17 protein-coding genes are annotated in these 14595 nt (G+C 40.7%); 14 read left to right on the top strand and 3 right to left on the bottom strand.

The window, feature by feature from the left end; translation table 11 throughout:
• The first annotated feature begins 177 nt into the window (after positions 1-177).
• The 10 genes from WKF69_RS03365 to WKF69_RS03320 all read left to right on the top strand — a co-directional run bounded on the left by WKF69_RS03365 (position 178) and on the right by WKF69_RS03320 (position 8615).
• Complete coding sequence (locus WKF69_RS03365) at positions 178-795, top strand: Uma2 family endonuclease (protein ID WP_340379495.1); 618 nt, start codon at positions 178-180, stop codon at positions 793-795.
• 11 nt (positions 796-806) lie between these two features.
• Complete coding sequence (locus WKF69_RS03360; RefSeq protein ID WP_340379494.1) at positions 807-1433, top strand: Uma2 family endonuclease; 627 nt, start codon at positions 807-809, stop codon at positions 1431-1433.
• 52 nt (positions 1434-1485) lie between these two features.
• Complete coding sequence (locus tag WKF69_RS03355; protein ID WP_340379493.1) at positions 1486-1758, top strand: DUF2442 domain-containing protein; 273 nt, start codon at positions 1486-1488, stop codon at positions 1756-1758.
• Positions 1745-2005: a DUF4160 domain-containing protein gene (locus tag WKF69_RS03350; protein WP_340379492.1), complete on the top strand. Its 261-nt coding sequence runs from the start codon at positions 1745-1747 to the stop codon at positions 2003-2005. The genes WKF69_RS03355 and WKF69_RS03350 overlap by 14 nt, the downstream gene beginning before the upstream one ends.
• A gap of 311 nt (positions 2006-2316) precedes the next feature.
• Positions 2317-3417 carry a hypothetical protein gene (locus tag WKF69_RS03345; RefSeq protein WP_340379491.1) on the top strand — a complete coding sequence of 367 codons (1101 nt, stop codon included), beginning with the start codon at positions 2317-2319 and terminating at the stop codon, positions 3415-3417.
• 487 nt (positions 3418-3904) lie between these two features.
• Positions 3905-4318: a 30S ribosomal protein S12 gene (gene rpsL / locus WKF69_RS03340; RefSeq protein ID WP_340379490.1), complete on the top strand. Its 414-nt coding sequence runs from the start codon at positions 3905-3907 to the stop codon at positions 4316-4318.
• A gap of 19 nt (positions 4319-4337) precedes the next feature.
• Positions 4338-4805, top strand: coding sequence for a 30S ribosomal protein S7 (gene rpsG / locus WKF69_RS03335; RefSeq protein ID WP_079703558.1), 468 nt, complete (start codon positions 4338-4340; stop codon positions 4803-4805).
• A 15-nt stretch (positions 4806-4820) separates the two neighbouring features.
• The gene (gene fusA, locus WKF69_RS03330) at positions 4821-6926 is read left to right on the top strand and encodes an elongation factor G (RefSeq protein ID WP_340379489.1); all 2106 of its coding nucleotides are present in this window, start codon (positions 4821-4823) and stop codon (positions 6924-6926) included.
• A 161-nt stretch (positions 6927-7087) separates the two neighbouring features.
• Positions 7088-7393, top strand: coding sequence for a 30S ribosomal protein S10 (gene rpsJ, locus WKF69_RS03325; RefSeq protein ID WP_090706153.1), 306 nt, complete (start codon positions 7088-7090; stop codon positions 7391-7393).
• A 64-nt stretch (positions 7394-7457) separates the two neighbouring features.
• A complete protein-coding gene (locus WKF69_RS03320; RefSeq protein ID WP_340379488.1) occupies positions 7458-8615 on the top strand; it encodes an MFS transporter in 1158 nt (385 codons plus the stop codon).
• An 81-nt stretch (positions 8616-8696) separates the two neighbouring features.
• Here WKF69_RS03320 and WKF69_RS03315 read toward each other — a convergent pair whose 3' ends face one another.
• Entirely contained in the window at positions 8697-9182 is a 486-nt protein-coding gene (locus tag WKF69_RS03315) for a hypothetical protein (protein ID WP_340379487.1), read from the bottom strand.
• A gap of 115 nt (positions 9183-9297) precedes the next feature.
• Positions 9298-9816: a hypothetical protein gene (locus WKF69_RS03310; RefSeq protein WP_340379486.1), complete on the bottom strand. Its 519-nt coding sequence runs from the start codon at positions 9814-9816 to the stop codon at positions 9298-9300.
• Between the two features lie 363 nt (positions 9817-10179).
• Between WKF69_RS03310 and WKF69_RS03305 the strand changes: the two genes are divergently transcribed.
• Genes WKF69_RS03305 through WKF69_RS03290 form a run of 4 tightly spaced genes read left to right on the top strand, consistent with a single transcriptional unit; the run spans position 10180 to position 14414 of the window.
• Positions 10180-11454, top strand: a complete 1275-nt coding sequence (locus WKF69_RS03305; protein ID WP_340379517.1) for a gliding motility-associated C-terminal domain-containing protein — start codon at positions 10180-10182, stop codon at positions 11452-11454.
• 3 nt (positions 11455-11457) lie between these two features.
• Positions 11458-12393 (top strand): type IX secretion system membrane protein PorP/SprF, encoded by a 936-nt coding sequence (locus WKF69_RS03300; RefSeq protein ID WP_340379485.1) that lies wholly within the window; start codon positions 11458-11460, stop codon positions 12391-12393.
• A gap of 5 nt (positions 12394-12398) precedes the next feature.
• Positions 12399-13175: a hypothetical protein gene (locus tag WKF69_RS03295; protein ID WP_340379484.1), complete on the top strand. Its 777-nt coding sequence runs from the start codon at positions 12399-12401 to the stop codon at positions 13173-13175.
• Between the two features lie 60 nt (positions 13176-13235).
• Positions 13236-14414 carry a hypothetical protein gene (locus WKF69_RS03290; protein ID WP_340379483.1) on the top strand — a complete coding sequence of 393 codons (1179 nt, stop codon included), beginning with the start codon at positions 13236-13238 and terminating at the stop codon, positions 14412-14414.
• Here the strand turns inward: WKF69_RS03290 and WKF69_RS03285 are convergent.
• The coding region (locus WKF69_RS03285) for a hypothetical protein (RefSeq protein ID WP_340379482.1) at positions 14411-14595 on the bottom strand (185 nt) is incomplete at its 5' end. The genes WKF69_RS03290 and WKF69_RS03285 overlap by 4 nt on opposite strands.

Here is a 14595-nt window from a genome sequence, read left to right as displayed (position 1 = left end):
TAAGTAAGAATTATTTTCACGACAGGGAGTTTTTTAACAAAGCACAATCGACACGCGTTTTGCCAGCTTAGTTCACAAATGTCTTAAAATTTCATAAGGAAAAAATACCGTTAACTAAGATTTTTAGGAATTAGCATCGGATTTAATTAAATTTGAGAATCATTTATTTCATGCACAATGTCAGGGCCATATCATAATTTAAATGAAAAGGTTTTATCACTGGAGGATATTGACTTGTCTTTAACTTACAGTTATGCCAATTACCTTACGTGGTTATTCGATGATCGTGTGGAGCTAATCGAAGGAAAGGTGTTTAAAATGAGTCCTGCGCCGTCTCCCTTACATCAGGAGGTATCCGCCAGCATATCTTATTCTCTTTATCATTACCTGAAAAATAAGTCATGTAAGGTTTATTATGCACCTTTTGACGTCCGCTTTCCTAAAGAAAGTTTAGCGGATAAATGTATCTATACTGTTTTGCAGCCTGACATTTGCGTCATCTGCGATACCTCGAACATAGATGACCGTGGGTGTATTGGAGCGCCGGATATCGTAATTGAAATTCTTTCACCGGGGAACAATATAAAGGAGCTTCTTAATAAATACAACATTTACGAAGAGTTCGAAGTCAAGGAGTATTGGGTTGTGAGCGCCATGGAAAAAACCTTCCTGAAATATACGCTGGATTCAATCGGCAAATATCAGCCATCCAGGTTATTCACGCTGGGTGAAAAAGTGTATTCGGAGATCCTTCCTGGTTTTGAACTGGATCTGGATGAGGTATTTAATGGTTAATTTGACGGAAAATGACAGAGCATCTTTCCTATAAGGAAACTAATGACAAGAACAAGGTCGTATCGCTGGAAGATATCGACCTGTCTTTAACGTATAGCTATGCCAGTTATTTAAATTGGCTGTTCGATGATCGTGTCGAACTGATATTGGGAAAGATTTATAAAATGGGTGCACCTTCCCGGCCTCATCAGAAGATTTCAGGAAAAATTTCATACTTTCTTTTCCACTATTTAAGAAATAAGACATGCGAGGTTTACACCGCGCCTTTTGATGTCCGGTTTCATACAGGAAGTAAAGCTGACAATGATATTTATACAGTTCTGCAACCCGACCTCTGCGTGGTCTGTGATCTGGCAAAACTGGATGACAGAGGCTGCATTGGTTCCCCTGACATCGTTGTTGAGATCTTGTCGCCAGGCAATAATAAAAAGGAGCTCTTCAACAAATATCAGGTTTACGAGGAGTTCGGAGTAAAAGAGTATTGGGTTGTAAGTCCCAGTGAAAAAACATTTCTGAAATACACGCTCAATGCAGAAGGTAAATATCAGGCTTCCAAGTTATTTACATTAGGTGAACGAGTTAACTCAGATGTGCTTTCAGGGTTTGAGCTGGATTTGGATGAGGTTTTTAAGGATTGAAATTCTAAACATTAACGCCAAAATTTGTAAATTTGAAAAATGCCCGTTGAATATGAAAGTAATTAAAGTAAAGTCATTGCGTGGATATAGGATCGATGTTTCTTTCGAAGATGGTGTAAATGGAATAATTGACCTGACTGAACTTGTAAAAAAAGGAATTTTTCAGGAATTACGAGATGAAATCTTATTTTCAAATGTATATACAACAGGTTACTCTATTGCATGGTCCGAAGAACTTGAAATAGATGCCTTAACGATTTATGCGGAATTATTGGGCAAGTCGCCAGAAGAGGTTTTTCAATCTCCTCATTATGCCTCAAATTAGTAGCTTCCTTGGAATTATTATCAGGATGTTTTACCGGGATCACAATCCGCCTCATTTTCATGCGGTTTATTCAGAATTCGAAGCCTTAATTGACATAAGTAAACTTGAATTGTATAGTGGTCACTTGCCTCCTAGAGTACTCGGCCTAGTGATTGAATGGGCAGCTCTGCATCAAAAGGAGCTATCAGATAATTGGGAAAGAGCGAGGAAAATGGAAGCATTGGTTGATGTGGCTCCATTGGTGTAAATTAAATAATCGAAGTTGGTCGTCATAAATTCTGTCTTATCTAATCATCATTGGGAATTAACGAGCTAAAACGAAAGTCTTTTCAGAATAGTAATACGTAAGAAGTTCTTTTACAACAGCGGCTTCTTGAGCTCCATTTTTTGGTTTTAGAACTATTCGAATCGTAGTAGAGTATACCGATCATGTTAATTAATATGTGTAATTCCATGTGTTATAATTAGGACTTTAAATCATCGCGCTATAAATGTTCAGAAGTGTATGCTGGATACAGTTTGTACATTTAGGGCTTTTAAGCAATTGTGAATCATTAAATGGAAAAACATTTTGAATTAACTGAAGAGAAAAGTGCCTTAAATTCAACATTATTTAGAATCAAAGCAACTATTGACATTCCTGAACATGAGATCAGAAGGGGTGATTTAGGAGGATTTGTAGAGAGTTTAGACAATTTAGCTGAAGATTATTCATTTGGAGGGTACGGCTGGGTTTCGAATGACGGTTGTGTCTCAGGAAAAGCTTGCGTTTCAGGAAATGCGATAGTAAAAGATCAAGCTATTATTCAAGATAATTCTCAGATATATGGGAATGCTATAGTTAGAGGCAATGCACAAATATCTGGCAATGCCGCAATATGGGGGAATGCCATAATTGAAGGATTTGGTACTGTTGGAGGGAATGCTAGAATATATGGAAACTCATTAGTTTTAGGTCATGTTTATGATGATGCCAGTGCATTTGGAAATAGTGAAATATTTGGAATGTTGTGTGGATTTGCAAAAGTTTTCGATAATGCGAAAATTGTAGGCTCTAATACAAGGGTTGCTGAAGATGCAATGGTATATGGGAACGCGGTTATTTCTAATGGTGCAGGTATATTTGGAGAAGTAAGAGCATATGGGAATGCCATAATATATGGGAATGTTGGAATTTATGATTCAGTTGAAGTACTCGATAATTCAAAAGTTTTTGGAATAGACATGCCAAATGATACTAATTCTGGAAGTGTCAATATTTATAACTTTGCAAAGATTTACGGAGAGGCGTTTATAAATGGGAGAGGCGGTGGTGAGATAGATATATTGGATTTCACAGAAGTATATGATTATGCTTGCATAACGTCCATTTATAATTTTCAAGATAAAAAAATCATTATAAGTGGTAAAGCTAAAATTTATGGCTTTTCCAGGATTGAAGATAATGTAAAGATTTTTGATAATGCTAGGATTTTTGGTGATGCAAAAATTCTAGGGAATGCAGAAATTAGTGGGTATACAAAGGTATTTGGAAAAGCTTGTGTTCGTGATAACGTAAAAATTTCCGGGAATGTAAAAGTCTATGAAAACTCAGTTGTGAGTGGTGAAGCAATCCTTTGCCAAAATGAACAAATTAAAGGTAAAACGACGTATAGATAAAATAACTAGCTTCAACAATTAGAATATTTCGTTGTCAGAATGACATTTGCCCAGTGGTATAAATGCGTTTAGTAGCGGATTTCAATAGAACTAAGCTTCGTTAGAATAAACCGGCTTGCAGCGGCAGCCCCGAGGGAGGCACGACCGAGGGCTACAGCGGAAAGCCGGGCTGCCCAAACCGACAGGCACAGGCTTCGCTTTCCAAAAAACATCTATATAATTCTAGCATTACATTAATTGGATCTTCTTTGTTTTAGACAAGGCCTAGCTTGAAAGTGATTAGGATTAGCAATATTCGTCATTTAATCATCTGATGACTTCGAGTCATCGGATGAGGTTACCGAACAGCCATTGTCCATTGTCCATTGTCAATTTTTTCCTTTCAACCTCTTGAATATCAAAAATAAGTTCGTACTTTTGCAGTCCCTAAATGAAAGCTATAACAAGCTCATTCAGGTTAAAAACAAATAAACACTAAAAGGAAAAAATGCCTACAATCCAACAATTAGTTAGAAAAGGTAGAGTAGCTCTGGTGGATAAGAGTAAATCCCCAGCGTTGGACAGCTGTCCACAGCGAAGAGGAGTGTGCACACGTGTGTATACCACTACCCCTAAAAAACCAAACTCAGCAATGCGTAAAGTTGCCCGTGTGCGCTTAACCAATGGAAAAGAAGTGAATGCTTATATCCCTGGTGAAGGTCACAATTTACAGGAGCACTCGATCGTGTTAATCCGTGGTGGTCGTGTTAAAGATTTACCTGGAGTGCGTTACCACATCATCCGTGGTGCTTTAGATACGTCTGGCGTAGCTGGTCGTAACCAACGTCGTTCTAAATATGGAACAAAGAAACCAAAACCTGGACAGGCAGCAGCCGGACCAGCTAAGGGTAAAAAGAAATAATTAAACGGAGGAAAGCAACATGAGAAAGTCAAAACCAAAAAAGAGAATCTTACTGCCTGATCCAAAGTTTAACGACGTAATGGTAACCAGGTTTGTAAATAATATGATGTATGACGGTAAAAAATCTATCGCATACTCTATTTTCTACGACGCAGTTGAATTAGTAGAGAAAAAAACAAGCGAAAACGGGTTAGAGTCCTGGAAAAAAGCTTTGAATAATGTAATGCCTGCTGTTGAGGTTAAATCCCGCCGTGTAGGTGGTGCAAACTTCCAGGTTCCTACAGAAGTTCGTCCTGAGCGTAAAATAGCTTTGGGAATGAAATGGCTGATCAATTACTCTCGTAAACGTGGTGAAAAAACCATGACTGAGAAATTGGCCGGAGAGATCATTTCAGCTTCAAAAGGTGAAGGTGCTGCAGTAAAGAAGAAAGAGGATACGCACAAAATGGCGGAAGCTAACAAAGCATTCTCTCATTTTAGATTCTAATCAGGAAACAATATAATGTCAAGAGATTTAAAATACACAAGAAATATCGGGATCGCTGCTCACATTGATGCGGGTAAAACTACAACTACTGAGCGGATCCTTTACTACTCTGGTGTTAGCCATAAAATTGGTGAAGTGCATGATGGTGCTGCAACGATGGACTGGATGGCGCAGGAGCAGGAGCGTGGTATCACGATTACTTCAGCAGCAACAACTGTTGACTGGAAATACAGAGATCAAACCTACCACATCAATATTATCGATACTCCGGGACACGTGGATTTTACCGTAGAGGTAAACCGTTCATTGCGTGTTCTTGACGGGTTGGTATTCTTGTTTTCTGCAGTTGACGGTGTTGAGCCTCAGTCTGAAACCAACTGGAGACTTGCAAATAACTATGACGTTGCCCGCATAGGTTTCGTTAATAAAATGGACCGTTCTGGTGCTGACTTCTTAAAAGTTGTTAAGCAGGTTAAAGACATGCTAGGTTCTAATGCAGTTCCATTGCAATTACCCATCGGTGCTGAAGATTCATTCAAAGGTGTTGTTGATCTGATCAACTTCCGTGGTATTGTTTGGAATGAGCATGATAAAGGTATGACCTTTACTGAAGTGGCTATCCCCGATGATATGGTTGAAGAAGCTACCGAGTGGAGAGAAAAATTACTGGAATCTGTTGCTGAGTATGATGAGACTTTGATGGAAAAATTCTTCGAAGCTCCTGAAACCATCACTGAGCGTGAAGTTCTTGATGCATTGCGTAAAGCAGTTCTTGATGCGAAGATCGTACCGATGGTATGTGGTTCATCATTTAAGAACAAAGGCGTTCAAACTATGCTTGACTACGTGATGGAATTACTTCCTTCGCCAATGGATGTTGAAGGTATCGTTGGAACTCACCCGGAAACTGGCGAAGAAATTCTTCGCAAGCCAAGTGAAAAGGAACCATTTGCTGCTTTAGCATTTAAGATTGCAACAGATCCGTTCGTTGGTCGTTTGTGTTTCATACGTGTGTATTCAGGTAACCTGGAAGCAGGTTCTTACGTGCACAATATGCGTTCTGACAATAAAGAGCGTATTTCACGTATCTTCCAGATGCATGCAAACAAGCAAAATCCTATTCCTAATGTTGGAGCAGGAGATATTGCTGCTGTTGTTGGATTTAAGGACATCAAAACAGGCGACACGCTTTGCGATGAGAAACACCCAATTGTATTAGAGTCTATGAACTTCCCTGAGCCGGTTATCGGTTTAGCGATCGAGCCTAAAACTCAGGCTGACATAGATAAGTTAGGTATGGCTTTAGGTAAATTATCTGAAGAGGATCCTACTTTCCGTGTTCAAACCGACGACGAAACTGGACAAACGATAATTTCTGGTATGGGTGAGCTTCACCTGGACATCATTATGGACCGTTTGAAACGTGAATTTAAGGTTGAAGTAAATCAGGGAGCTCCTCAAGTATCTTACAAAGAAGCGATCACTGGAACTACACAACATCGTGAAACGTATAAGAAACAAACGGGTGGTCGTGGTAAATTTGCTGATATACAAATTATCATATCTCCGAATGATGAAGGTAAAACTGGTCTTCAGTTTGTGAATGAAATTTCTGGTGGTTCAATCCCACGTGAATTCATTCCTTCTGTAGAGAAAGGTTTTGCAGCTGCGATGGTTAATGGTGTTCTTGCAGGATATCCGTTACAGGATATGAAAGTTCGTCTGATCGACGGATCATTCCACGCGGTCGATTCAGACGCACTGTCTTTCGAGATCTGTGCTAAATCTGCATTCCGTGAAGCATTGCCAAAATGTAAGCCAGTATTGATGGAGCCGATCATGAAGATCGAGATCCTTACTCCTGAAGAAAACATGGGTGATGTTATCGGTGATATGAACCGTCGTCGCGGCCAGCTTTTGGGAATGGATACCCGTGCGGGTGCTCAGGTTATTAAGGCTACTGTGCCACTTTCTGAAATGTTTGGTTATGTAACTCAGTTACGTACGATCACTTCAGGACGTGCAACTTCTACAATGGAATTCGATCACTATGCTGAAGCTCCTAAGAACGTTCAGGAAGAGGTTGTTGCCAAAGTGAAGGGTAAGAAAGCGAATGCATAATAGAATCAAGAGCCAAGAATCAAGAATCAAGATCCAAGAACCAAGAACCAAGATCCAAGACCGGGGATATTTGTCCTGATTCTTGATTCTAGGTTCTTGGCTCTAAAAATAAACCGGTTACCGTTACTAATAGCTCTAACGTTAACCATAAACAGACAAAAATGAGCCAAAGAATCAGAATCAAATTAAAATCTTACGATTACAATCTGGTAGATAAATCTGCTGAGAAGATCGTTAAAACCGTTAAGCCTACGGGTGCGGTAGTTAGTGGACCAATTCCATTGCCAACTGAAAAGAGGATCTTCACAGTGCTTCGTTCACCACACGTAAATAAAAAAGGACGTGAGCAGTTCCAGTTGTGTGCTTACAAACGTTTGTTGGATATCTATAGTTCCAACTCTAAAACGGTTGATGCTCTGATGAAACTTGAGCTTCCAAGTGGAGTCGAAGTAGAGATTAAAGTTTAAGGCCTTAAAACCCAAAGAGCTACCTAATTGGTAGCTCTTTTTTTGATATTATTTCCCTTTTACGATGTCTACCTATTCTAAAGAACTGAGTCGGCGTAAAAGCCGATTTGCAGTTAGTGCTATTTTTTTCGCTTACGGTCTAACCTTCGCCAGCTGGGCTTCCAGGATTCCTACCATACAACAAGAATTAAATATATCTGACCGCGTCCTGGGTCTGGTCCTGTTCGCATTGCCTGCCGGATTGTTTCTTTGTCTCCCGTTCTCGGGGTCGATAATTAACCGTTTCGGAAGTAGAAAGGTTGTAATCGTATCCGCAATGATCTATACGCTCCTTCTTTTAGCTATTGGGATAGTCCAGGGTCTTGCCGGCCTTGTATGTGTTTTATTAGCGTTTGGATTTTTTAGCAACCTTCTGAACATAGCTGTTAACACACAAGCCGCTGGCGTAGAAGCAAGCTATAACAAGCCCGTGATGGCGTCGTTTCATGGTATGTGGAGCCTTGCCGGCTTCGCTGGAGCTGCTATCGGAACCGTCATGATGGGTTATGGCATAAGTCCGCCTTATCTTTTTTTATTGATACTTGTCATAATGCTGTTAATCATCGCGTTAAGCAATGGGAATCTGATTGCAAAGGACGATGGGCAAAATGCTGACGGACTGAAGTTTGTTATGCCTGACAGACCTCTTTTGAAGCTTGGGGTCATAGCTTTTTGTTCGTTGATTTGCGAGGGGACAATGTTCGATTGGAGTGGTGTTTACTTCCTTAAAATAGTAAAGGCTGAGCCAGGAGCGGGCTACACTGCCTTTATGATAGCAATGGCCTCTGGACGCTTCATTGCCGACTGGCTGACCCACAAGATTGGAGTAAAAAGGGTATTGCAGTTGAGCGGATCACTTACCGTTTTGGGCTTACTCATATCGGTGATTTTTCCTCAAGAAATACCCGCAATAACTGGGTTTTTGATCGTCGGTTTGGGAGTATCTTCTGTGGTCCCGTTGGCTTACAGTGCAGCCAGTAAATCGACGACTATGCCAGCCAGTCAAGCCCTCTCAACAGTCACTACCATTGGGTTTTTCGGCCTGCTGGTGGGACCTCCCATAGTCGGGTTATTAGCGGGTGAAACCGACTTAAAAACTGCGTTTACTTTCCTTATTTTTATGGGAATGCTGGTCCTGATACTGTCTTCATTTGGAAAATTCAAAGAGGATACAATTAGCTGAGGTTTAGTTGTTTATGGACTTCTTTAAAATAAAAAAGCCCCCTCAAGAGAGGAGGCTTTCTGTGAGAATATATTTGATGGATTAGTTCTTTGGCTTAACCTTAACAGTGTCGCCTTCTACCTTAATTTTTCCATCGGCACTTTTAGTTTTCATGTCACCGTCAGCCTCGATTTTTACTTTGCTGCCGTCCTCATTTTTTATCTTAATATCGTCTCCGTCACGCTTGATTTTCGTTTCATCAAGAATCCATTTTCCATCGCTTTTCATGATTGCATTGTTCACGACCACACCGGTTTGAAATATTGTATCACCTGTTGTATCGATGTAAAACTCAACCGGAACTTTCGTTATGCTATCAACGGCCCATCCTGTGGTCGGATCTGCTATGATGTAAACAGTTTTACCGGTGCTTAAATTCCTATAGCTTCCTGGTACAACACTAGCTGTTGAGGTCGTCATTTCGGTCGATTCGCTCATCATAGTAGTGTCAGTGTCTCCGTCTGCTGCGTTTTTGTTAGTGCAGGCAACAACCGCCGAACTGATCACCGCAAATGATAGAATTTTCATTAGATTTTTCATGTGTTTATCGTTTAGTTTTTGGATGTTTATTTAACAGGTTATGATTCTTTTTGTTTTAACTTGAATTTTAAAACTGTGATTATTAACGAAAGTGTTAGATCTATTAGTTTTTCTTTTTTACTACTCCATCTTCTATTTTGGTTTTCGAATCACCATCTTTAATCTTAACATCACCATCTTCGGATACTTTTTTCTTGTAATTTCCGTCTTTCAATTTTGAATCTCCGTCACCTTCTACTTTTAACTTGTAATTATCGTCTTTTACTTTATAGTCATCGCCATCAAATTTCTTTTTATAATCGTCATATTTTATAATTACATCTTTATCTTCCACCGTCACTTTTGTATCGTCAATCTGATAATAATCGTCGTCAACACGGGTTATTTTATTGTTAACAACCGCTCCTGTTGTGAAGATTGTATCCCGGTTGTTATCAACATATAAATACACAGGTTTTTGATTTTTGCTATTGATCGCATAGCCAGTTACAGGGTCAACAATTACCTGAACAGAGTCGCCGGAATTAAGATCTACGTAAGTTCCTGGAACAACTTCCTGTTGTTTGTTTGTACAAGCTGCGAACAGGATAAGTCCGCCTAAAAATATGTTTGAAGTTTTCATAATTACTTGTGTTTGGTTTTTTCTTTAACAACCTGTTTATCAAATAGTTTGGTCTATAACAAATCCATTAAAAAAACCTTGATTTTAGCGGGTAATAAATTGCCCACATTGGGGAGTTTTATCCCGATTCTCCTCATCGGTAATTGAATTATAAATTTCATATTAATGAGGAAATAGCCTTTGTGAGGCGTAAGCAGAGATCTTCGGAAAAAATTCCTATTATCCTTCATCTGAGGGTGAAAATGGACCTGCTGGTACGATTATGGCTTTATTACGCGCGCGGATGATTAACAGAAGATTAAGAGTAGTTAGATAATTGAGGTGCAGCATTTTAGACGAGTAGTTTTTTCCATTTTCTTGATAGTGTTATTTCTCGCTTCTACGCTTAGCCAAGCGCAGGAATTGATTCAAATCTCTCTTCAGTCGGGTGACGCGTTTGCAGTTCATTCCGGCGAAACTGTAGGGATTTTTTCTGACGTGAAAAACGCGGGTTCTTTCGTCACTCATCGAAATTCAGTTATTAGTTTTTTTGGACAACGCTGGACCAATACACCGGCAGGCAGGATCATGGATGAAAGCACCGGTGGTGTTAATGGTCAGGGTGGCATTTTCAGATTCCAGTCACTTACAAATTCAGCACAGTATATCGAAAGTCAGAATATTCAGGCAAACACGGGTTTTCCCAACCTAACTATTGCCAATTCCGGAAATGTAAACCTCGAAGGTGCCGACCTGGTAGTACGTGGAAATTTGCATTTCGATACCGGCCATCTTATTTTGAATAACAGGAATGCAATATTGGGATCGAACGCAACGATCACGGGTTTTAACAAAGACAAGTTCGTTGTTACCGGCTCTGGAACCAACGGGGGATTTCTTGTTAGAAGTTCATCAGGTTTGGCACAGCCGGACTTGGTTTTTCCTGTGGGTACCGGTCTTTCCAGCTATACCCCCGGAGCTCTGAACCATCGGGGTGTTGCGCAGGAAATCAAGGTTAGGGTGTTTGACAATGTTTATAGCAAAGCCGTATTGGGTATTCCTGATAACGTGACCTTTGTTCCTAAAACCTGGAGTGTTTCCTTTTCTATCAATGATCCAACAGCCGTTCTGGCTTTAAATACGCAGCATCACGCGAACGACGAGGGACCCAACTTCGCAGCAAATCGATCAACAAGTTATTTGAGCCGATATGTGGCGTCCACAGAATCATGGGACAAAGTTGCTCCTACTGCAATTGCAGCAGGTTCCATCACCTCCGGAACGGCAATTCCAAATGCATATGTGCATACTCGTACGGGAATAACTGGCGTTGGACTGAGAGAATATTTCGCCAAATCGACAGGGAAAGCGACAGCTACATCAGGACTGAGAATCCCTGAAGGTATATCGCCTAACAATGACGGTCTGAACGAGAAGTTCATTATTGAAAATCTTAAACCTACGGACCAGGTTAGACTTGACATTTACAACAGGTGGCAAACACTTGTTTTCCGAGACGGAAATTACAAAAACACATTTGACGGGATTGGTAATCAGAAGGGTTTGGTCAACAATGAGCTTCCCGATGGCACTTATTACTACATTTTGAATATAAATACGGAAAAACCTATCACAGGTTACCTCGTAATCAATCGGTAATGCATGAATAGAGAAAATATATATTGGAGGTTGACGGTGGGGATATTTTTATCCATCTGCTTCTCAATGCAGCTTTCAGCGCAGCAGTTGCCGCTGTACTCCGAGTATATGTTCAACACATTTGAAATCAATCCTGCTTATGCCGGCGCAAGAGAATCCATTCAGATAACCTCCATGTACCGCAAGCAATGGACTGGTTTTAAGACTGCACCTCAAAGCACTTTTCTTTCCGTTGACATGCCGATTCCGGATAAAAGAATTGGCTTGGGCATCAAAGTGGTTGATGACAGAGACGAGATCACAAAAACCGTCGGTGCACAGGCTGCCTATGCTTACAAAGTTCCGGTAGGAAGTTTTTCTACACTGGCATTAGGGCTTCAGGCAGGGATAATGAACTTCAAATCCGATTTTACGAAAATCGATGTGATCGATCCAAATGATCCGAGCTTCAGCCAGGTTATAAATTCTTCGAAAGCCAATTTTGGAACGGGAATCTTTTTTAACACTGAAACTTTCTTTGTAGGGGTTTCCCTTCCCAACCTGATAAGACATAATCTTAAGAAGAATAACGCTACTAGTCTTGGGGATATAAAGCAAAATATGCACATCTATTTCAATACCGGATATGTGTTTTTCCTTAACGACAATTTTGTTTTTAAGCCTTCGGTGCTTGTGAGAGGTTTGGTTGGAAGCCCTGTTTCTGTGGACGTCAATTCAAATTTATGGATCGCAGATATGTTGGGGCTTGGCGTATCCTACCGTAATAAAAGTGCGCTTGTAGGTATAATTAATCTAAGGATTTTACCGGAATTGTATGCGGGTTACGCATATGATCATAGTATATCCCGACTCAATATAATTGCCAAAGGCTCGCATGAAGTTATTTTAAGGTACGAAATCTCTAACGGGAGGACGGCTTTATCACCACGATATTTTTAAATCATATGGAAAATAAACAATTACCCTCACTGCCTCAGGGAAGTAATTTAAACATCAAATTCATACTGATCTTAATGGTCGGTTTCTTTTGTTTTAAGGCTTCTGTTGCCCAGGTGAAGATTGGAACCAATCCTGAGCAGATTCAACGTTCTTCGATTCTTGAGCTTGAGAGCCAAACAAAAGGTCTTTTACTTCCCAGGTTACAGGATACAGTGGCTATTAATGCACTTAACCCATCAGATGGTATGCTGATCTATCTTGAAAAGACCCCTAGAAATGGTTTATATGTTAGACGAAATCGCGGTTGGGTTTTTCTTACAGGAGTGACGGCGTCTACACCAGGTATTCCTGGAGGGCCTGGTTTTGATCCAAGTACATTAAACCTTGGAACTATCCCCGGTAAAGTTGACCCTGCAACGCAAATAGCAGCAACCCCAGGTATTGCCTCGGGACAGGTCCTTACATGGAATGGTACAAACTGGGAGCCTAAAAGCTTCATTCAAGTACCGACAGCAACCATTGAAAAAGCGAAAGACTTTACCTCATCATCAGGCGGAAATGTTGTCATAGAGGCTAACAGTACAGGCGTTGTAAAGGTTGCACTTATGGGGGCCGCTATAGGTGATATTGCAATCGTTGCCATTACCGAAGACACTCCTGATTTTTCCATCTACAACTCCTGGGTTAGTGCTGCAAATGAAGTAAGTATCCGTTTTGCAAATTATCAGTCAGAGCCCGTTACAATCATTGGCACACAATACAAAATAGTTTTACTGAAATAAGATTGTCCGCTTTATAGCGAATACATTTATCAAAAACCAAAGCATTCCAATTCCCAGTCTATGAAATACTTTTTACCAAGAATCCTTCGTTACGCTTCAATATCAGCCTTATTAGTTGGAGCCCTTAATACTGTTCAGGGGCAAAGCCGGCAAGTCAGGCTTGGAGATAATATGGGCGACCAAATTGCCACCAAGGACCTGGAGATGAACAATAAGAAAATCCTCAATTCTGCGGGCATTGCCATCGGGGTTGCTACGATAAGCAACATTAATATTGCCTTTCAGGTAGATGGGACTGATAAAGCCATACTGATTCCACGAATCACAAGTTTGACAGCTATTATAACACCAGAGAATGGGATGATGGTGTACAATATTGCGGACAGCAAGTTTTATGTTCGTCAGGCAAATAATTGGGTAAGTTTTGCCGGAGAAACGGGATCTGTGATTTCCATGAATGGTAAAGTAGGAGCTGTTGCTTTTGAAGGGGATGAAACTACGATCACAGTAAATAATACCGGTGCTAAAGTATTAATATCCGCTAAAAATGCTTTTGCAATATGGAACGCGAATAAGCTTAATGGCAATAATGTAGCATCAACAAATCCCGTCTCAGGGCAGGTATTAGGCTGGGATGGTACGCAGTGGATGCCGGTAAATATGACCCTTAATTCAGCGCTAGTAGTTACTAACCCGATACAATCTGCGATCACTTCTGTAGGTACTCTTAGCGGATTAGCTGTTACAGCTCCTATTGCAGGAAGTGTTACCGGAAATGCGGGCACAGCTACCAAATTAGCAACTGCACGTAATATAAACGGGGTGTTATTTGATGGTTCCGCGGACATTATACTTCCGGGAACTTCGGCTGCTGGAACACTAACTGGAACAACATTAAGCCATTCAGTAGTCACTTCTTCATTGACATCTGTTGGAACTTTAGCTGATTTAACTGTTACAAACCCAATTGCAGGTAGTGTTGCCGGAAATGCTGCAACAGCAACAAGTGCTTCGAAATTAACAACTCCTCGGATGATCAACGGAGTAGCATTTGATGGATCGGCGAATATCACAATTGCTGCTGCTGCAGATGCATCAGCGTTGACCGGCACAACGTTAAATGCGAACGTTTTAAATTCATCATTAACATCAGTAGGTACGCTTTCAAACCTGACAGTGACAAATCCCATTGCTGGAAGTGTAACTGGCTCAGCTGCTTCGGTTACCGCCGGAGCTTAGCCAGCCATCACTTCGGTTGGAACCCTGACAAACCTGACTGTCACAAATCCTATTGCAGGTAGTGTTACCGGAAATGCGGCAACAGCAACATCCGCTTCAAAACTAGCAACATCGAGGACGATTAATGGAGTTGCATTTGATGGTTCGGCGAATATCACGGTTACAGCTGCCGCAGATGCAT

The sequence above is a fragment of the Daejeonella sp. genome, assembly GCF_037719425.1.
In the GTDB taxonomy this organism is placed as follows: domain Bacteria; phylum Bacteroidota; class Bacteroidia; order Sphingobacteriales; family Sphingobacteriaceae; genus Daejeonella.
The sequence above is the reverse complement of the archived record's forward strand: the minus strand, read 5'-3'. Positions and strand labels throughout refer to the sequence as shown.